The organism is Bradyrhizobium sp. BWC-3-1, from assembly GCF_032917965.1.
GTDB lineage: Bacteria > Pseudomonadota > Alphaproteobacteria > Rhizobiales > Xanthobacteraceae > Bradyrhizobium > Bradyrhizobium canariense_D.
In genome coordinates this window covers 1884662-1903056 of sequence record NZ_CP136625.1, presented here as the reverse complement: position 1 = coordinate 1903056, position 18395 = coordinate 1884662, and the positions used below count along the sequence as shown (strand labels likewise).

Below are 18395 nucleotides of genomic sequence, written 5' to 3'. Positions count from 1 at the left end.
GCTAGACCAGGGACAGCCCCAGACGAAAAAACGGAAATGCGGTATCCAACCCGCGCATCAGAGCCTGTTCACCGACGTCTTTGAGTCCCGCCTTCTCCTCTGCACGATCCATCGGCACAAGAACTTCACGATGAGTCCTCGTGGAGATGAGAAACCGTGCGCTGTGTGCTTGACTGGGGACATCAGAATGGGATGGTCCGGCCGTGCTCCTGCCCCGCCAGCGATAAGCTGGCCAGGGGCGCCAAAACAAGGAGCACGCCATGTCTCAGACACCCAATACCGCAATCGCCGTGATCGGCATCGATATCGGCAAGAACTCGTTCCACGTCGTGGGCCACGACACGCGCGGCGCCATCGTGCTGCGGCAAAAGTGGTCGCGGGGCCAGGTTGAAGCGCGGCTCGCCAATATACCGCCTTGCCTGATCGGCATGGAAGCCTGCGTCGGCGCACATCACCTGAGCCGCAAACTCGCATCGCTTGGTCACGATGCCAGGTTGATGCCGGCAAAATATGTCCGCCCCTATAGCAAGGGACAGAAGAACGACTTCAACGATGCCGAAGCGATTGCCGAAGCCGTGCAGCGCCCGACGATGAAGTTCGTGGCGACCAAAACCGCGGAGCAACTGGATCTGCAGGCGCTGCATCGGGCGCGCGAGCGGCTGGTGTCGCAACGCACCGGCATCATCAACCAGATTCGCGCCTTCATGCTGGAACGCGGAATCGCCGTGCGCCAGGGTATCGGCTTCCTCCGCACGGAACTGCCCACCATCCTTGCGACGCGCACCGATGCCCTGTCGCCGCGCATGTTGCGTGTCATAGAGGAGTTGGTAGGTGACTGGCGCCGGCTGGATCAGCGTATCGATGGCCTGTCCGGCGAGATCGAAGATCTGGGCCCGTCAAGATCAGGCATGTTCGCGCCTGATGACGGTGCCTGGCATCGGACCGATCATTTCGAGCGCCATGGTGGCCGCGATCGGCACTGGAGACGTCTTCTCCAAAGGCCGCGACTTCGGCGCCTGACTCGGACTGGTGCCCAAGCAGATCTCGACGGGAGACCGCACGATCCTCGGCAAAATCTCGAGGCGCGGCAATCGCTACCTGCGCGTTCTGTTTGTGCAGGCGGCATGGGTTGTTCTGGTCAGGATCAAGAACTGGGAACGTTACGGGCTCAAAGCCTGGATCGAAGCCGCCAAGAGGCGGTTGCACCACAACGTGCTCGCGATCGCGCTCGCCAACAAGCTTGCCCGCATCGCCTGGGCGGTGCTGGCTAATGGACGCGCCTTCGAGCTGACCAGGACCGACGATGCAGGCGTCCGACCCGCTTGATCCTCGCGCCGTGCTCGGCGCGGTCAAGGCGCAGCCTGGCAGCGCCGGAGCCGGCCGCAAGCCAAGCGCGACGGCCGGCCTTGACCGCCCCGGCGCGCGACGCGATCGACGCTCTGCGGGCCGGGACGAAGGAACGGCCATCGGCTCGAACAAAGGAACTGAGCGATAAGAGGAGCAAGCGATGACGTAACTCTATCAATCGTTCCCAGCCGAGGTCTGCGAGGGGATGAGACGAGATGGAGGTTCGGTCTTTCCGGCGCATGCGAACACTGGTGACCCAAATGGCCCCAATCGAGGCCTGTCCGCTAATGAGAACGCACGCGCGCTGATATCCATGATGGCCCGGAGCAAATACTCCAATCAGAGGCCGGATACATTGATGCAAGACCGCTTACCGCCAACTCGGCCAAACCACTTGCAACGCACGGCCGGACCATACACGAGTCAATCCGTCGGTTTAATCGTCCCGTGATTACCTCCCCTTAGCCCCGATGAGCAGTTGAGGCTGGAGCACGGTCCCGTCTCTCAGACACCGGCGCCTAAGAAACTTCGGGAACCAGCGGACTTCACCTGCATCAAAGTGAAGCAGTCGATGAGGGGTTGGTCGTGGGCATCGAGCGAATGCGCCCTCCGAAGTACTGGCGTATGCGTGCGGAGGAGTTCCGCACCAAGCCGGATAACTGCCAGTTTCCTGAAACCAGAGACACGCTGCGCAAGGTCGCGGAAAATTACGAGGAGCTGGCCCGGAGGGCCGAGCAGGTCGTGACCCTCGCTGAGCTGGACGAGCGCAACTTGCAGGCTCGCCGGGTGGTGCGGGAACATGCCGGCGACCAGCGCGCCGTCGCGACACAGCTTCCTCACCGCATGAACTAAGGCAGCCTTGCGTACCCCGTTATAGGAACGCTCTTCCGCCATCTTCGTGTTAGCTGTTTGTGAATGCTGACGATGCGAATGGTGCGCCTCGGTTCAAAGCTACCCCCCAGCCGAAGGCGGTTCGAGAACTGCCGGCACTGCGGCGGGTCATTGTTGCGGGTGGACAGCTTTCTCCACGTCCCGTCCGGCAAAACGGTCCGCATCTTCAAATGTACGGATTGCCAGAAGCTCACCTGGGACGATTAAGGGCCATCACGTCGGCGGCCCTCCCCGTCCCGTCCTTGGCTAACTGGCGCCCGGAACGGATCTCACGATCGGACGATTGCTCCTCTTTGAGTAGGAGTTGCGTCATGCGTCATGCGCCGTCGATCGTGCCGCTGGATCGTCTCGATCGGGAAATTTATCTGGTCCTGGAAGACTTCGGCGCCCGCGCCGGCTGCCCCTGGCGCGAGACCGACGAGCAGGACACCGACCGGAAGACCATCCTTCGAGACCTCCTGTCTGCCCAGTACGCCTATCCCGTCCGGATCGTCGCTTTCAATGCCGTCAAGGGCTGGGCTCGCGATGCCACCAGCGAGATTGCCGATGAGCTGGCCGAGCGCGTCAGGGGCCGCGACGAGATCACGCCGGCCTTGCAGGCCTTCACGAGGCAAACGTGACGCGCCCGTTCGGTATCCAATTGGCGCTGCCACTGCGTGGAGCCGCTTGAGCATGGTGCGCCTGAACGCCGAACAGATCGAGCAGAGCTACGACCTCGCCATGATGGCGATTGCGGACTACCTAACGAAAGAGCACGACGCGGCGACCACCATCGACCGGCTCATCCGCATCCTTGACCGCGACAGCCTGCGGGACGCCATCACCGAGGTCCTGGTCGACGCGCGGGCGCATCCCAGGCCGAGGTCGGACGTTCCGAAGGTCAACCAATGAACTGCGCCGCCTGCGAAGACACTGGCTGGGTCTGCGAAGCCCACCAGGACCGCTCTTCGGATGGCCGCACGCCTGCGGCTGCGGCGCAGCGGGACGAGCGGTCCTCCCGCGATGACTTCCGGTTAGCCCCGATGAGCAGACATCTTCGACGTCCATCGCAGGATCTCAAACGGACCACAAGTGGTGCAGTCCACTCTCCTCAGGTGCGCGGACCCGGCAATCTCCGGTCACCAGTATGCAGGGTGACTATGTTGAGCAGCCTATGTCGGAGATTTAGTTCGCACTCAGCGACGAGTGCGCGATGTTCCCTGCCTAACTGACGACTTTGAGCCATGGTTTCGTCGGCTCGCTCGAGCAGGCGACGTGTCTCGGCGCTGAATTCTTCGGGCATTTTGCGCTCCTAACATGCAGGCGGGAGCGCGGAATTGTCTCTCAGCCACCGACGCCTACGGTTAGACCCTCGGCCGGCGATGCGTATCAACGTGCGGAGCCGCCTATCGTTGCTGGCGGTTCCCTGGCTCTCGTCCACTCCCCCTCAGGGGGAGTCAAGGCGCGATAAGCCAGCCTTTGGACAGGTTTTAGGAGGAAGCCCACCCCCTCCATCCGGGAATGGCTCCAGCAAAGTCCGATTGACTTGGTTGTCGCTGTCAGGGGGGCTGATAGCTCCTGCATTCCAGCTTGGTGGCGGGCGGCGACGGAGGCGAACAGACAGGGCGCCTGGTTCACGACTTCGAAGGCGGCGCGAACCAGGATGTATCAAGCGTAATCGAGGCACACCGCCGGCGCTTCGCTCTGCTTCTTCGACCAGACCTCGAAGATCTTCCAATTCTGAGAGCTGAGAAGTGAGTTCGCTAAGTTGTTCGACGTAAAGGATTGCGCGAGAGCCTCGCATAAATGTCCTCCGCAGCACAAAAAGCACTATCAGGACGGCGTCAGATCAAAAGAGTGCGAGTAGCAAAAGTAAAAGACTACCAGAGGTAAAATAGCGGATTAATACGTCAGCCTCACTGCGGCAGGGTGTCGCTGCTTCAGCGCGATTAACGCACGCCGCTCCCTCAGGGGCAGCGCGATGTCTGGAGTCCGCTTCGGGTCTTGGTCGTATAAAAACGCTCTTGCATGACGCGGACCGGCGCGGTCGAACTCAGGCTATCGCGGTCCGATCAATTTGGGCAAGTTTTACGGCCGCTCGACCAGAACTCAACCTGAGGCAATGTCGGGGCTCTTTTAAGCGCCCCATGAACCGCAACGGCGCGCGGCAACGCCGTATCACGCCCTCGCCGCCGCCAGCAGCGGTTTCATCCCGACGATGTTCAGCACGCGTGTCAGATTGTAGCCGAGCACGCACAGCGCCATCTCGGTCGCAACTTTCGGCAGCGTCACGCACAAGAAGTGCGTCGCGCCCATGCGCATCTTCAGTGTGCCGAACGGATGCTCGACGGTCTCGCGGCGTGTGCGCATGGCGTTTGGATTCTTGTCGAGCCGCGCCTGAGCGCGTTCGAGAACGTCCTCGTGCACCCATCGCTTGATACGGCGTTGTGGGCTCGGCGTGCACTTCGATTTGAGTGGACAGGTTTTGCAGGCGTTCGTCCAATAGTTGCGCAGCTTCTGGCCGTCTTCGTGTTGGTATAATAATATTTGCGTTTCTCACCGGCAGGGCAGCGATAAACATCCTCATTTGGCAGATAAGCAAAGTCCTGCTTGCCGAAGCGTCCCGAAGCCTTCGCACCCGATGTCATTGGCTTGGGCAAAGTCACCGTGATGCCAGATTGCTCGCACGCCACGATTTCTTCACCGTTGAAGTAGCCGCGATCGGCGACAACATCGAGCGTGTCGGCCTCAAGAACGGCTTTGGCTTGCCGGGCTATGTTTGCAAGTTGCGTCCGGTCTGAGCCGCTTGTTGTCACCTCGTGCGCGACGATCAGATGGTTTTCTGTATCGACCGCCGTCTGCACGTTGTAGCCGACGACGCCAGAACCACGGCCGCTCGTGCCCATCGAACGGCTGTCGGGATCAGTGAACGATATCTGCTGATCGGGCGACGCCAGAACCTGTTTTTCAATCGCTGCGAGTTTCGCCATTTCAACGGTCAGATTTTTGAGCCGTTCTTTGATCCGCGTCTTTTTTAACTCCAGTGTTTCCGACGGCTCCTGCCGGTCGGCGGTATCGAGCTGAGCGAGATAGCGCGCAACACTCTCCTCCAATTGCGTGCGCCGCCGCTCGACTTTGCCGCGCGTGAAGTTCTTATCGCGATTATTGACTGCTTTGAATTTGCTGCCTTCGATCGCAACGCTGGCTGTCGCGAGCAAGCCCATCTTGCGGCACACCTCGACGAAGTCCTCGACGATCCAGCGGCGCGTTGCGGCGATCCGGAGCGCGCACAAGGCCGCTAACTTCGAGCCACCGACCAACACCGAAGGCGTCAAGGCAACGGTGCGCGGCATTCGCCGCACCTTGCGATCGAAGCCGACGCGCAAGAAGCCGACCACGACCGCGCTGCTGGCCGCCGTGCTCGGACACCTGCCAAAAACCATCGCCGGCGTACGTGATCGCGCGCTCGTGCTGGTCGCCTTTGGCGGCACGCTGCGCAGATCCGAGCTGGTCGCGCTCCAGCTCGAGGACATCGAGCGCCGCAATGGCGGAATCCTGCTGCATCTGGACCACTCCAAATCCGACCAGGATGGCAAGGGCGCAGCGCTGCCGGTCCCTAACGGTACGAAGCTCCGCCCGGTCGAGGGCCTGGACGCCTGGCTATCAGCCGCCGGCATCACGTCCGGACCCGTCTTCCGAGAAGTCGATCGACACGGTCGCGTCGGCGCCAGCGCGCTCTCCGGCAGATCCGTGGCGCGGATCGTCAAGCGCGCGATCGCGGCCGCCGGTCCCGACGAGGCGGCCTTCGCCGGACATTCGATGCGCGCCGGCTTCATCACGTCGTCGCTGGGCAATCGCGTGGATCCGCTGCTGGTCTAAAAGCAAGCACGGCACGCCAAGCTCGACACGCTGCTGATCTACGACCGCCGCGACAACGAACTCGAAGATCACTTCAGCGGCGACTTCCTCTAATCCCCACGAGAGGCAACCATGAACGCAAAGACGAATGGCAATCGGACGCGCTCGTAGAGCACATGCGGCAGATGCTCGCGGGCCAAAACCCGAAAGTGCAAATCGCCGCGATGTCCAGCTTCTCGCTTCATTACCCAGCGGCAAACAGCTGGTGACAGTCTAAGGCCCCCTCTCAGGCGGCCTTCTGCTCTCAGCGATAGTTATTAGGCATACACCACGCCGGCCGTCGGAGCTGGCAATTGCGTTGCTACAAAGTGAGGTCGAAAGCAACGCTGTAATAGTCGGAGGTGTTACGGAGGCGTCTGCCGCAGGATCTTAAGAATTCCTGCCGATCGTCTTCTTCTGGAGAGGACATTGCGGCGCCTATGAATTCTCGAAATAATTATTAGTCCATTTAGAGAGTTAAGCAGTTCAATCACGAAATGTGTATCGGAGACCGGCGGGCAAGCCTGACGCCCGGATTTACCGGTGCCGATCTTGCCAATCTCGTCAATGAAGCCGCGCTTCTGGCAACAGACGGTTGGGATCTGGTCCGACATGGTAATCCTTCGATACAGTGGGAGCAGGATCCGCCTACGACAGCCCTTATATCCGCCTTCGCCAATCTAAGGGCGGCCGGCGCGTTGCAATGCCGGCCGGTGGGCCGTTGCGCGCTGCCTCGCGGGGCGAAAGCCTACAGGATCACCCGCGTGGAGTGGCGTTAAGCTGAGTGCCGGCCGCACCGAATGCGATCCGATCTTCGTGGCGGGGCCCGGGCGCTCGCGCACTACTTCTGCCCTGACGGAGCCTGGGCGTTCGAGTTGTTCTGGTTCTGCTTGTTGGCTTCGTGGTGTCCGATCGGGCATCCCGCCGCGGCGCCAAGCTTGCCGTGCCCCGCCATATGGCTGGCGACGCCGCCGACGATCGCCCCCTTGATGCATCCTTTGGCTTCCGCCGGCGACGCCAAAGCTCCGAGTTGCTCGTTCCGGGAGATCAAGTCGCCTGGAGGGGCCCGTTCAGGACCGGATGGCCGATGCTCGCCGATTACGCGTACGCACGGAGTTGGCTTCCCAAACGCCCCCTCGCCGATCCTTGAATTCAAAGACCCGCTCGATCGGCCGGCCCGATGGGGATGCGGGAACGGTCCAAAGCTTCGGCAGTTCGCAGATTGGCATCAGATGTGAGGTTTCGAGGAGCATTTAATTGCGAATACTCGTCGTCGAGGACGACCCCCTCATACGCGAATTCGTCGTGGAGGCCTCTGCGGGAGGAGGGCTACGAGGTCATCCACGCCGCCAATGGCGAAGATGCGCTGGAATGGTGCGGGAAGCGGATCGCCGACGTGCTCGTCACCGACGTCACGCTGCCAGGGCGCGTCGACGGCTGGCAGATCGCCGAGCGTTGCCGCGAGCAGGATCCTGAACTCCCGGTGATCTATGCAAGCGGCTTCTCGCCCGTCGCGCCGCGCCCCGTATCCGGCAGTCTGTTCCTGCAAAAACCCTATGATCCTGCGGAGATCGTCAGAGCCGTGAAGACGATGGCCAGGCGAGCTTCGCCGACTTGAGGGAGAGCCGTTTGGGGAGATCAGTCCAACGCTAATGCGTTCTCCGCCGGTCTTCGATCATGCCTCTGGTCTCGTGCGACCCGACGACTCAAAACGACCTGCTCCCGGCAGCTGCGGCCGGTAGGCGGAAGCGAGCAGCATCAGAAACAGCGCGCGATCGGCCTGGTACTTGGCGGCCACCCGGCTGCCCTCCGCCCCCTGCATGACCGGGCGGCCCTCAGTCGTGCAGAGACACCATTGGAACGTGCGGCGGCGCTGTCTCAGGTGGATCTCAAAAAGCGGGAGCTGATGCGGCATGACTCTCGTTTGTCTTTGCTTGATGACCGAGGTTCACTGTTAATGAAAAAGGCTTTGATAGCTTGAGGCATTGGAGATAGCTTCGAGTCCGGAGCTCGGATTCCTGCTCGGTTGCACGGAATGCGAGTGAGCGGCGGGCCAAGGCCGCCCCGTACCCCAACTCCCATCGCTTGAGCAAACCATTCGCCGGACGGGAGCGATGCTTCCGCTCGGGTCATTCGGGCCGTCAACATGTCGCCTTCGCCCAGTAGGATTGCCCTTTTCATCGACGGCGCCAATCTTCACGCCACCTCCAGGACGCTCGGCTTTGACGTCGACTACCGGTGTCTTCTGGAGGACTTTCAGAGCCGGGGTACCCTGCTCCGCGCCTTCTACTACTCGGCCATCGTGGAGGATGAGGAATTCTCCTCGATCCGGCCGCTGCTGGATTGGCTCGATTACAACGGCTACACCGTCGTGACCAAGCCCACCAAGGAATTCGTCGATCCCTCCGGACGGCGCAAGGTCAAGGGCAACATGAACATCGAGCTCGCGGTCGATGCCATGGAGCTCGCCGGCAAGCTCGACGAGATGGTCCTGTTTTCCGGCGACGGCGATTTCCGCTCCTTGGTCGAGGCCGTCCAGCGTCGTGGCGTCCGGGTCACGGTGGTCTCGACAATGGCCAGCCGGCCGTCGATGATTGCCGACGAGCTGCGCCGCCAGGCGGACGTCTTCACCGACCTGGTGGAGCTGCAAGCTAAGATAGGCCGGGATCGCCCGCCAGCCCGCGAGCGCGGCGACGTCCGTAGTACGCCGCTGCGGCGCGGTACGACCGCCGCGCCGCGTGCGGAACCCGACGAACTCATTCCGTAGGTCATGGAGCTCACCGACCGGGCGCGCAAGAGCGCGGGACGCCCCTCGCGAGGCCCTTTGCGCAGGCCGAGCTTCGATCATAACGCGTCGCGTCCGTCGCCGAGCGCGGGCTGCTCTCCGGCTGCCATCGCGACCTCGTGGGCGCCTCGTTCAAGGCCCTGCGGCCGACGTGCTTAAGGTTCGATATCGTGGTCTCGCCGCGGGTCGCGGCTTCGAGGATTTTCGAGGCGACGTGCGTGCGAGCGGTGGCCTCATAGCGACAAACGTTCTCGCAGACCTCGTCGAGGACTGCGCGCAGCAGCGCCGTGGTTGCGGCATCGAACATCGGAGATCTCACCAGCGATGCAGCATGATGCCTAGAATTCCCAACCTGAGATTCACGCAAGTTATGGCGACGAAAAATCCGCGCCCACTTCCGCGGAGTCGGGTCGTGCAGCGGGTCATCATCGCAATTGGTGCACACGTACCGCAGCCCTCCCTCCAGAGCTCCGTCGGGCACAGCCTTGATCGGCCTGCCGCACGCCGGGCATGCCTTCCGGACCGGATCCAACACTGCCATCTGATTTCGCCTGCGATGGCCGGTCTACTCCTTCCAATATCGCGATCTCAACACCCCGCGGAAAATTGCACGCTAGTGCCGGCGCTTCTTGACTCCGAGAGCTTTGGTTACTCGACTCTGGCTCGTGATGTTGTATGGTGCGTCACGGAGCAGGAATTCTATCAGGGTCTCCCGCAGCGGGTCCGGGCCATCGCCGATAGGGCCGACCCATTCACTCGTCGTCGCCTGCTGGATCTAGCCAAGCGGTACGACGCCAAGGGCGGCGTCTCGCGACCGGCAGCCACCGACAGGCCGCTGCCGGCACCGCGCACGACGCCGCCGGCTTCGATCTTCTCCGGGCGGGCGGGGCCTGACGCCCGAAGTGGCGCGGGTCACATCGGCCTGGCGCAGCGGGCGCAAAGGCAATTTGGCAACAGGCTGTTGCCAAATTGGTCAGCCCGTCGCCTCCTCCACCATCGGCACGTCATCCTGGGTGAGCTTGGTCTCGAGGCGAAGGCTCTCCTCAGCCTGGCGCTGCGATGCCGAATCCTGGTTCCTCGCATCATGACGAACTTGAACCGGCCCGCGATCAGCATCTGCAGGATCGGCGTCAGGGCGTCCCACGGCCGCGGCCCTACTGTTGGATGAGTCGTGGCTAGGCGAAAACTCCAAGCAGCTCGCGAGGACACCGTCCTCCTAGCTGCGCTTTTCTTGACCGCAGTCCGCGCTCTCACGCACCAGGCGGGCAATTTTGCGCGGACCATCCCACACCTCTACGGCGGGGTACGCATCGAGAAATTTCTCGGCTCGCGTTTTGGCGTCTTGGTCGGTTGGACTATCGATTTCATAAGCCGCACGAGCAACGCCGGATAAATCGACCACATACGCAACGTACCGCATGACAGTTCCCAAGTGCCGGACGCGACAATACGGCTCCGCCAACTGAGGGGGCCTTAGTTCATTTTCCGTTCGAGCCTCTTGACGAGCGCCCGCTCCTCCCGTGTCGGCGCCGGAAGTCTCTTTTCCAAACTTTAAAAATCTAGGACGAACTACAAGACTCCCTAGATCGACTTAAGTTGTACGGAACCAACCGGCGCCCCGAGAGGGTTGCGTGGAGTTCGTTCGGAGGCGTCGCGGAGATCGCTAGTTCACCACGGCCAATCCTTCCCCAGCCTTCGACGCGCCGTAGCTCACGGGTGCCGAGTGCCTGCTTGAGGGTGCGAGCCCGCTTGACCGCGCAGATGGTCTTGAGCAAGTAACTTCTTCTATCGCACTCAAGCGTCTTGGCGTTCCAAGACCCGGAGACGAGGTGTGGAGAGAGCAGCCCTTGTTCGCCCACGTGTCCCCCATCAATGTTTTGTCGGACGCCGCCGACCTTCCACTTTCGTAATAATGCCGGCAGCTACGACGGCAATAACGACAACAGTGGCGAGCGCCTCGATCGAAGCCAAGCTATCGTACCATTTGTTCCAAAGTTCAAGCATGCGCTGGCCTCTATCGAGAGCGCACCTACGATTACTCTCTAAGAGAGACGTGCCTTTGCCACCAAAAAACAATCCTACACATCGTCGCGTGCGTATTGATCGCGCGGCAAAATGACGCCCGATATCGAGTGAACGTAGATTACGGTCGCCGCTCCGTCAGATCGCACGCGGCTACGTCGAAGATCTTGGCTGACTGTGAAGTAGTTTACATCCCAGCGTTCTTGCCCGGGCTAGTGTGGTAAGGGCTTCTCACTTGAAGGAGGCATCCAATGTTCGCGGCAATCAAATGGAACTCCCGATATAGCGCTCGCGAATGGGTGACGACGGCTGGGGTACTCGTCGTCCAACTCCGCGCACTGAATGCAAACCGACAGAAGTGTGAAAGCAGGCCAAGGCGGCCACTCTGGAAACACTTCGACGACACTCATCATTGGAACTCAACCGCCCAGGAATGGGTCCCGAACCAGATCGGTGACAGCGCAACGCACTATGCGTCCCGCAGGCCGGCTTCCGAGACTCCCTCTCACTAACAGGCCTGTCGATCGGTGCGGTCGCGCACAACTAGCCGGATCGGAATGTGCGTGCTGCGGTCGCTTGATAAAGGAGACGTTGTTCAGGTCACTGGCACAAGCCCGCGTCAATGTTGGCGGGCCGATTACAACGACACAAGACCACACTCGCAGCTCGGATGGAGAACCCCGTCCGAGTTCGCGATGACCTGCCGCCCGCGCCGGGATCTGACGCTGCCGAAGGCTCCGCGCCAGCTGCCGTCGCTGCCACCGCCCAACCGGGCACATCCAACGGCACGGGCGAACTCAGGACTGGATAAAACTCGGGGGCAAGGTCACCATGGCCGACATCGCGGTGTTGAGCTATATTGCAGGAGCCAACGTCACTTCGCGATCATCCGATGAGTCAGCAAGAAAGTGGCAGGTCGGCGCTAGTGCGCCTGAGGTGTGCCAACCGTAATACTGACAGGAACTCTTCCTCGAAGCCCGGCGACCGCCCGATCGACGTTGTTCAAAAGGACGGAGGTAAGCCTCGTCTCCATCCTCTGTTCTAGGGAGGCATTAACAGCAGGGAGCTAACATCATGCGCGCATTTGGAGCTGTATGTTTCTCACTATTACTGTCGGCTGTTCCTGCGAGTGCAGCAGATCTGAAGGAGGAAATTGGGAAGATAGCTTCAGCATACGAGCAGCACTTCAACAAACAAGATGCTGCCGGGATTACGTCACTTTATACGAAGAACTACCTGCGTGTTACTCAGAATGGAATTGAGCCCGATAATACCAAGTTTTACGAAGACGGTTTCAAAGCTGGACTTAGTCGCCTCGAGGTGAAGGTGACCGAAGTTCAGCCGCTGTCAGAAAACATGGCTCTATCAACTGGCGAAGCTCACATTACCGGTAAGAGTGAGAAAGGCGCCCCCCTAGAAATAACCGCTATTTGGACTGCTGTTGATGTTCGTGAGAATGGGCAATGGAAGATTCGTATGCTGACGTCGGCTCCTAAGGCACCGCCGCCGCAGCCGCAACAAGCGGGGACCACGGCGACTACAACGGGAAACGCGCCGAGTGGAAAATAGTGCCTACCCGAGAGTAGTTCGTCGTAGCCGGCTCTCGCACCCAAATGGGCCGAGCCAGCAACTGAAACGTGGATCTTTCGGCCACGGAAGCCGACTCGCATAGATCAAGGGGCCTCGCCTCTCGAAAATGACGGGACGGCGCGGCTCCTCGATCCGACCGGACAACAGCTTCTGAGTGAAGACCGGACTGCAGCAAGGACAGCCTGCAGGACCGAGTCTGGCCCGTTACTGACCTCAGCTCAGAACGCCGAGACGGCCGCTTCCGGGAGGTGAGCCGACCAACTCCCACAAGCTGCGCGACGGTTGCCTTTGACTCTAAGCCGACCACGGGGACCCAAGAAAGCTAAGTTAGTTCGGCCGAGCGTTGTCTGGAATTGCAGACACGTCAGGTACTCGGTCATATCCGACCTAGCGCAGCAGTGATATGTTTATCGAGAGCGGGGCTCCCGCAATCACGCGGCCTGACGTTCGGCCCCCGAAGCAATCCTAAGGTTTCGAGGAGGTCCCGATGCATACAAACCGTCGCGACTTGCTGTTGGCGGGATGCTGCGCCGCCTCCACTCCGCTGCTTTGGAGCATTACCACTCAGCTCAGGGCCGAAGAGCCCGATCCGCCGCCAGAAACCACCACGATCCGCCTCGCAAAGAGCCCGAGTATCTGCATCGCGCCCGTGTACGTAGTAAGCGACCTGCTGAATGCCGAGGGATTTACAAATGTAGCTCACGTCGAAACCGGGTTCGTCGGTAGCGGCGCTGCACAAGACAAAGCTATCTGGAAAAACAGCGATGCAGACTTCAATCTGAATTTCTCTGGGCCACTTCTTCTCGAGATCGACCGAGGCTTGAGCACTACCATTCTGGCCGGGGTTCACGTTGGCTGCTTCGAGCTCTTCGCCAAGGAGGGCATACGCAGCGTCGCCGACCTGAAGGGGCGGACCGTCGGCATCCAATCGCTTGAATCGCCCCCGCATGTATTTCTGAGCGCGATGGCGACACTTGTTGGGCTCGATCCCGCTAAGGATATCGAGTGGGTGACGAGTGCGAAGGTCAGACCTATCGAATTGTTTGCGGAGGGCAAGATCGACGCCTTCCTTGGATTTCCCCCAGAACCTCAACGTTTGCGTGCGCAGAGCATCGGCCGCGTCATCGTCAACAGCGCACAGGATCGCCCATGGTCGCAGTACTTTTGCTGCATGTTGGCGGGCAATCGCGAATTCGTTCGAAAGAATCCTATCGCCACCAAGCGCGTGGTGCGCGCCATGCTCCGGGCCACGGATTTGTGCGTGAGCGCGCCGGCCCTCGTTGCACAGCGCATGGTGGATAGGGGTTTCGCGCCTCGCCTGGACTACGCGACTCAGACTCTTGCGGATGTGCCGTACAATCGCTGGCGCGAGTACGATCCTGAGGACACAATCCGCTTTTACGCGCTTCGCCTGCGCGAAGCTGGGATGATTAAGTCGAGCCCGGCGAAACTTATCGCGGATGGAGCTGACTGGGGGTTCCTTAACGCGGCTCGACCTGAACTGGGAGGCTGATTGATCTAAAGCGTTTTCGAGGAGGTCCCGATGAATACGAAGCGTCGCGACTTGCTGTTGGCTGGGGCCTGTGCCGCTACCACTGCCCTGTTTGGGATCGCGGCGGCGCGCCTGAAGGCCGAAGAGTCCACTCCGCCGCCAGAGACCACGACAATCCGCCTTGCGAAGAACGCAAGCATTTGTATCGCTCCGCAGTACGTGGTGAGCGACCTATTGAATGCCGAGGGGTTTACAAACGTCGTTTACGTCGAATCTGACGCCGGCGTGGAGCAAACCAGAGCAATCGCGAAGGGCGACATCGACTTCACCCTGCATTTCTCCGGCCCGCTTCTTCTTGAGATCGATCGCGGCGCGAGCATTACTGTTGTGGCTGGGGTTCATGTCGGCTGCTTCGAGCTATTCGCCAGGGAAGGCATACGTAGCGTTGCCGATCTGAAGGGGCGAACCGTCGGCCAGCAGGGGGTTGGCAGTAGCCCGCACGTTTTCATCAGCGCGATGGCGACGCTTGTCGGACTTGATCCCGCCAAGGATATCGAGTGGGTGACCAGTGCGTCGGTCAAACCGATCGAGTTATTTGCTGAGGGTAAGATTGACGCATTCCTTGGCTTCCCTCCGGAGCCACAGCGTCTGCGTGCCAAGAACATCGGAGATGTAATCGTCAACAGTGCGCAGGATCGCCCATGGTCGCAGTACTTTTGCTGCATGTTGGCGGGGAATCGGGAGTTCGTCAGAAAGAATCCCATCGCCACCAAACGTGTAGTTCGCGCCATGCTTCGGGCGACGGATTTGTGCGTAAGCGCGCCGGCCCTTGTTGCGCAGCGAATGGTTGATGGGGGTTTCACGCCTCGCCACGACTATGCGGCTCAGACGCTTGCGGATGTGCCGTACAACCGCTGGCGCGAGTTTGATCCCGAAGACACAATCCGCTTCTACGCTCTTCGCCTGCGCGAAGCGAGGATGCTGAAATCGAATCCTGCAAAGATTATCGCGGACGCAGCCGACTGGCGGTTTCTGAACGAGGTTCGACGTGAACTTGGAAGCTGATTCGACGTCGTTTCTTGGTCAGCGCCCGCTCCCTGCAACGTCCCGAGGAAGTGGTGACGAGACGTCAGCGAAGAGCGGTCTTTTCGGGTTTGAGCTGCGCCCCTCGCTGCGCACGAAATTGCTGATGGCCTTCTTCGTCATCGAAATGCTCTTGGTCTCGGTTGGGCTAATCGGCCTCCTTTCGCTCCGCGAAGCGGACCAGCGGGCGAACCAGGTTGTTGGCCTGCAGCAGAAGATCGAGGCATATCGGCAGATGCAGCACAATACGCTTCGACAACTTTATGGCGTGTCCACAGCGCTCGCTTTTCCGAACGAAACGACATTGGCAGTTGTGCTGCGGCAGATCAACCAGTTTGGGTACGACCTTGACCGTGTCTCGTTCGTCGCAAAGGACGAGGTGACGCTGCTCAACCAGGTGCGCGAAGAATATGCGCGGTTTATTGCCGTCGTTTCACACATCGTCGATCTCATCCGCGGCGGACGAGGGGCTGAGGCCAAACAGAGCGAACTCGCGGAGCTCGGGCCTCTCGCGGACAAGCTCGAACGACTGACCAATCAATTGGTCAACCGGGCTGAAGCGGACATGGTGGCCGGGATAGATGCGAGCCGACAAACCTACACCAAATCTCAGATACTTGTCGCTGCCGTCGCGCTCGCAAGCTTCGTGCTTACGCTGGTCCTGGGACACGCGATCTCCCGGTCTGTGATCGAACCAGTGCGCATCATTCATGACGGACTGAATCGGATAGCCGCTGGCGATTTCGCCCAGCGTATCGAGCTTCCCAATCGGGACGAGCTCGGGGAGCTTGCGGCGCACGTCAATTCGACCTGCGAAGAGCTGCAGCAGCTCTACCGAAGTCTTGAGGAGGCCAGCCGTCACAAATCGCAATTCCTCGCAAACATGAGTCATGAGTTGCGGACGCCACTGAACGCAGTACTCGGCTTCTCGGAGCTCATGCTCGACGGCATATACGGCAATCCTCCGGAGAAAATGCGATCCGCCGTCGAACGCATCCAACGAAACGGCAGACATCTGCTCGGGCTCATCAACGATGTCCTCGATCTCTCCAAGATTGAAGCCGGACAGCTTCGACTTTCTCTGACCGACTATTCGGTAGAGGAATTGATAAACGTTGTTCATACCTCCGTTGAGTCGCTCGCCGCGGAGAAGAAGCTAAGTTTGAGAATTGCTGTTCCGCCTGGCTTGCCGCCGGCGCGAGGAGACGAACGCAGGCTCGCCCAGGCCCTGTTCAATCTCGTTGGTAACGCGATCAAATTTACAGACGCTGGAGAGGTCCGGATAGAAGTGGAAACGAGGGGAGATTCCTACGTCTTTTCCGTTCAGGACACGGGACCGGGCATCGACTCAGCCGACCAGGTCAGAATCTTCCAAGAATTCCAGCAGGTGGATAACTCGATCACCAAGACGAAGGGAGGCGCGGGATTGGGGCTCGCCATCGTAAAGCGCATTGTGGAGATGCATGGTGGTCGAATCTGGATAGAATCCCGCCTCGGCCACGGGGCGAGATTCTCTTTTCTGGTGCCGGCTCGGCTCGAGCAGCAGGCGATGCAGACATGAGCAAGCGCGTGCTGGTGGTCGAGGATCAGGAGGACAATCGGCAGATTCTGCGCGATCTGCTTACAAGCGTCGGTTACGAAATGATCGAGGCGCACGACGGCGAAGGAGCGCTCGTGGCGGCGCGAACCCAAAGCCCGGACCTGATCCTTATGGATATCCAACTGCCTATTCTTGACGGATACGAGGCGACACGGCGCATAAAGGCGCAGTCAGATCTCCGCCATATCCCAATCATCGTCGTTACCTCCTATGCGCTTGGCGGCGATGAAGAAAAGGCACGCGCGGCAGGCTGCGATGCCTATGTCGCAAAGCCCTACAGCGCAAGAAAGCTACTTGAGACGATCAATCGATACCTGACATGAAGTTCCAGCGCATGCTGAGTGGAGCAGAGATGCATGTCCCACCCCGAATCTTGATTGTGGATGACAACGAAACGAACCGCTGCCTTCTTACAGCTCGCCTTGACGCCGAGGGTTATCAGACCATGGAGGCTGAAAACGGCGAGAGGGCGCTCGCGGTCGTGCGCGAAGTCGCGCCGGACGTTGTCCTCCTCGACGTCATGATGCCGAAGATCGATGGCTTTGAGGTCTGCCGGCGACTGAAGGTCGATACGACGCTTGGATTTGTTCCGATCATCATGGTGACGGCGCGAACCGACTCACAGGATGTCGTCACTGGACTTAACGCGGGTGCCGACGAATATCTGACCAAGCCGGTCGACCATGCCGCTCTCGTTGCGCGTGTCCGTTCCATGTTACGCATTAAAGAGTTACATGACCGAGTTGAAGCTCAGGCGATCGAACTCGCCACGTGGAATAGAACGCTCGAGCAGCGTGTTGCGGAGCAGGTTGTGCAAATTGAACGGGTCAGCCGTCTAAAGCGCTTTGTCTCGCCGCAGATAGCGGAATTGATTCTTTCTTCATCGACATATGAGCCGTTAGCGAGCCACCGCAGACAGGTGACAATAGTCTTCGGTGACCTCCGAGGTTTCACGGCGTTCGCAGAGATTGCCGAGCCCGAAGAGGTGATGGCGGTGATGCAGGAATATCATGCCACCTTAGGCTCCCTTGTCCACGAGTTTGAAGGCACGTTGGAGAGGTTCCTGGGCGACGGAATCATGGTGATTTTCGGCGATCCGATTCCTTGTGCAGATCCATGCAAGCGAGCTGTCCAAATGGCTATCGCGATGCGAAGCCGGCTGTTGGAATTATCGAATAAATGGCGGCGTGCAAGACACGAACTTGGTTTTGGAGTCGGTATTGCATTTGGATATGCGACCCTCGGACCTATCGGTTTTGAGGGACGTTCTGAGTACAGCGCGATCGGAACCGTGGTAAATCTGGCTGCCCGTCTTTGCGCGGAGGCGCGCGACAGTCAGATTCTCGTCGATAGCAAGGTACGGGAAGCGCTTGACGCGAGGGTGACCGCGGAGCCCGTGGGTGAACTGACGCTCAAGGGGTTGCATCGTCCGATAGCGGCATACAACGTCCTTGAGATGACTTAGTCCGCTCGAACCGGCGCGGCTAGGGGTCCGGCTCTTGTCCGGCCGACCAGAGTTGATCCCGCTAACTATCTGAAAGGGCTACGCCCCCTGACTTTCTCTGACCCGCGCCAAAGCGATCGAACGGATCAGCTTTGTCAGCTTTTGGCCTTAGCCGAACATCGCTTGAACACGCGTCGTGTCGGCTCTCAGAGGCAAACCGGACGCTTATCCAGCTTTGCGTCTACGCCCGCTTTTGACCCCCGGA

13 protein-coding genes and 6 pseudogenes are annotated in these 18395 nt (G+C 60.0%); 15 read left to right on the top strand and 4 right to left on the bottom strand.

What is annotated here, in order from left to right:
• Window positions 1-260 precede the first annotated feature (260 nt).
• The 4 genes and pseudogenes from RX329_RS09275 to RX329_RS09255 all read left to right on the top strand — a co-directional run bounded on the left by RX329_RS09275 (window position 261) and on the right by RX329_RS09255 (window position 3129).
• A pseudogene (locus RX329_RS09275) lies at window positions 261-1326 on the top strand (IS110 family transposase).
• A gap of 606 nt (window positions 1327-1932) precedes the next feature.
• Window positions 1933-2199 (top strand): hypothetical protein, encoded by a 267-nt coding sequence (locus tag RX329_RS09265; protein ID WP_317245730.1) that lies wholly within the window; start codon window positions 1933-1935, stop codon window positions 2197-2199.
• A gap of 350 nt (window positions 2200-2549) precedes the next feature.
• A pseudogene (locus RX329_RS09260) lies at window positions 2550-2908 on the top strand (hypothetical protein).
• A 2-nt stretch (window positions 2909-2910) separates the two neighbouring features.
• Window positions 2911-3129, top strand: coding sequence for a hypothetical protein (locus RX329_RS09255; protein ID WP_317245729.1), 219 nt, complete (start codon window positions 2911-2913; stop codon window positions 3127-3129).
• 1266 nt (window positions 3130-4395) lie between these two features.
• Here the strand turns inward: RX329_RS09255 and RX329_RS09250 are convergent.
• A pseudogene (locus RX329_RS09250) lies at window positions 4396-5462 on the bottom strand (IS1182 family transposase); the annotation flags it as partial.
• 97 nt (window positions 5463-5559) lie between these two features.
• Here RX329_RS09250 and RX329_RS09245 point away from each other — a divergent pair.
• Both RX329_RS09245 and RX329_RS41880 read left to right on the top strand, forming a co-directional pair.
• Window positions 5560-6096 (top strand): site-specific integrase, encoded by a 537-nt coding sequence (locus tag RX329_RS09245; protein ID WP_161495081.1) that lies wholly within the window; start codon window positions 5560-5562, stop codon window positions 6094-6096.
• A gap of 536 nt (window positions 6097-6632) precedes the next feature.
• Window positions 6633-6701: pseudogene (locus tag RX329_RS41880) on the top strand (hypothetical protein); the annotation flags it as partial.
• Between the two features lie 254 nt (window positions 6702-6955).
• On the opposite strand, the gene RX329_RS09240 reads toward RX329_RS41880, so the two are convergent.
• Window positions 6956-7165: a hypothetical protein gene (locus RX329_RS09240; protein WP_085393918.1), complete on the bottom strand. Its 210-nt coding sequence runs from the start codon at window positions 7163-7165 to the stop codon at window positions 6956-6958.
• A gap of 129 nt (window positions 7166-7294) precedes the next feature.
• On the opposite strand from RX329_RS09240, the gene RX329_RS09235 reads away from it, so the two are divergent.
• Together RX329_RS09235 and RX329_RS09230 are read left to right on the top strand one after the other, a co-directional pair.
• Window positions 7295-7732: a response regulator gene (locus RX329_RS09235; RefSeq protein ID WP_317245728.1), complete on the top strand. Its 438-nt coding sequence runs from the start codon at window positions 7295-7297 to the stop codon at window positions 7730-7732.
• A 528-nt stretch (window positions 7733-8260) separates the two neighbouring features.
• Window positions 8261-8881 carry an NYN domain-containing protein gene (locus RX329_RS09230; protein ID WP_317245727.1) on the top strand — a complete coding sequence of 207 codons (621 nt, stop codon included), beginning with the start codon at window positions 8261-8263 and terminating at the stop codon, window positions 8879-8881.
• Window positions 8882-9008: 127 nt separating this feature from the next.
• On the opposite strand, the pseudogene RX329_RS09225 reads toward RX329_RS09230, so the two are convergent.
• Window positions 9009-9206: pseudogene (locus RX329_RS09225) on the bottom strand (hypothetical protein); the annotation flags it as partial.
• Window positions 9207-10115: 909 nt separating this feature from the next.
• Window positions 10116-10319 carry a hypothetical protein gene (locus tag RX329_RS09220; protein WP_143275300.1) on the bottom strand — a complete coding sequence of 68 codons (204 nt, stop codon included), beginning with the start codon at window positions 10317-10319 and terminating at the stop codon, window positions 10116-10118.
• Between the two features lie 1178 nt (window positions 10320-11497).
• On the opposite strand from RX329_RS09220, the pseudogene RX329_RS09215 reads away from it, so the two are divergent.
• From RX329_RS09215 to RX329_RS09185, 7 genes and pseudogenes are all read left to right on the top strand, one after another.
• Window positions 11498-11732 (top strand): annotated as a pseudogene (locus RX329_RS09215) (integrase core domain-containing protein); the annotation flags it as partial.
• A 263-nt stretch (window positions 11733-11995) separates the two neighbouring features.
• Complete coding sequence (locus RX329_RS09210; protein WP_085394093.1) at window positions 11996-12490, top strand: YybH family protein; 495 nt, start codon at window positions 11996-11998, stop codon at window positions 12488-12490.
• A 508-nt stretch (window positions 12491-12998) separates the two neighbouring features.
• Window positions 12999-14024, top strand: a complete 1026-nt coding sequence (locus RX329_RS09205) for an ABC transporter substrate-binding protein (RefSeq protein WP_317245725.1) — start codon at window positions 12999-13001, stop codon at window positions 14022-14024.
• Window positions 14025-14054: 30 nt separating this feature from the next.
• On the top strand, window positions 14055-15068 hold the full coding sequence (locus RX329_RS09200; protein ID WP_317245724.1) for an ABC transporter substrate-binding protein: 1014 nt from the start codon (window positions 14055-14057) through the stop codon (window positions 15066-15068).
• Window positions 15052-16647 carry an ATP-binding protein gene (locus tag RX329_RS09195; RefSeq protein ID WP_317245722.1) on the top strand — a complete coding sequence of 532 codons (1596 nt, stop codon included), beginning with the start codon at window positions 15052-15054 and terminating at the stop codon, window positions 16645-16647. Before RX329_RS09200 ends, RX329_RS09195 begins: the two co-directional genes overlap by 17 nt.
• Complete coding sequence (locus RX329_RS09190; RefSeq protein ID WP_085394089.1) at window positions 16644-17009, top strand: response regulator; 366 nt, start codon at window positions 16644-16646, stop codon at window positions 17007-17009. The genes RX329_RS09195 and RX329_RS09190 overlap by 4 nt, the downstream gene beginning before the upstream one ends.
• Window positions 17006-18151 carry a response regulator gene (locus RX329_RS09185; RefSeq protein ID WP_317245720.1) on the top strand — a complete coding sequence of 382 codons (1146 nt, stop codon included), beginning with the start codon at window positions 17006-17008 and terminating at the stop codon, window positions 18149-18151. The genes RX329_RS09190 and RX329_RS09185 overlap by 4 nt, the downstream gene beginning before the upstream one ends.
• The last annotated feature ends 244 nt before the right edge of the window (window positions 18152-18395 follow it).

Bases quoted from the DNA above. Each gene is read 5' to 3' on its own strand.
- RX329_RS09255 (WP_317245729.1), top strand. From the start codon at position 2,911: ATGGTGCGCCTGAACGCCGAACAGATCGAGCAGAGCTACGACCTCGCC.
- RX329_RS09235 (WP_317245728.1), top strand. From the start codon at position 7,295: ATGGGGATGCGGGAACGGTCCAAAGCTTCGGCAGTTCGCAGATTGGCA.
- RX329_RS09230 (WP_317245727.1), top strand. From the start codon at position 8,261: ATGTCGCCTTCGCCCAGTAGGATTGCCCTTTTCATCGACGGCGCCAAT.
- RX329_RS09220 (WP_143275300.1), bottom strand. From the start codon at position 10,319: ATGCGGTACGTTGCGTATGTGGTCGATTTATCCGGCGTTGCTCGTGCG.
- RX329_RS09210 (WP_085394093.1), top strand. From the start codon at position 11,996: ATGCGCGCATTTGGAGCTGTATGTTTCTCACTATTACTGTCGGCTGTT.
- RX329_RS09205 (WP_317245725.1), top strand. From the start codon at position 12,999: ATGCATACAAACCGTCGCGACTTGCTGTTGGCGGGATGCTGCGCCGCC.
- RX329_RS09200 (WP_317245724.1), top strand. From the start codon at position 14,055: ATGAATACGAAGCGTCGCGACTTGCTGTTGGCTGGGGCCTGTGCCGCT.
- RX329_RS09190 (WP_085394089.1), top strand. From the start codon at position 16,644: ATGAGCAAGCGCGTGCTGGTGGTCGAGGATCAGGAGGACAATCGGCAG.
- RX329_RS09185 (WP_317245720.1), top strand. From the start codon at position 17,006: ATGAAGTTCCAGCGCATGCTGAGTGGAGCAGAGATGCATGTCCCACCC.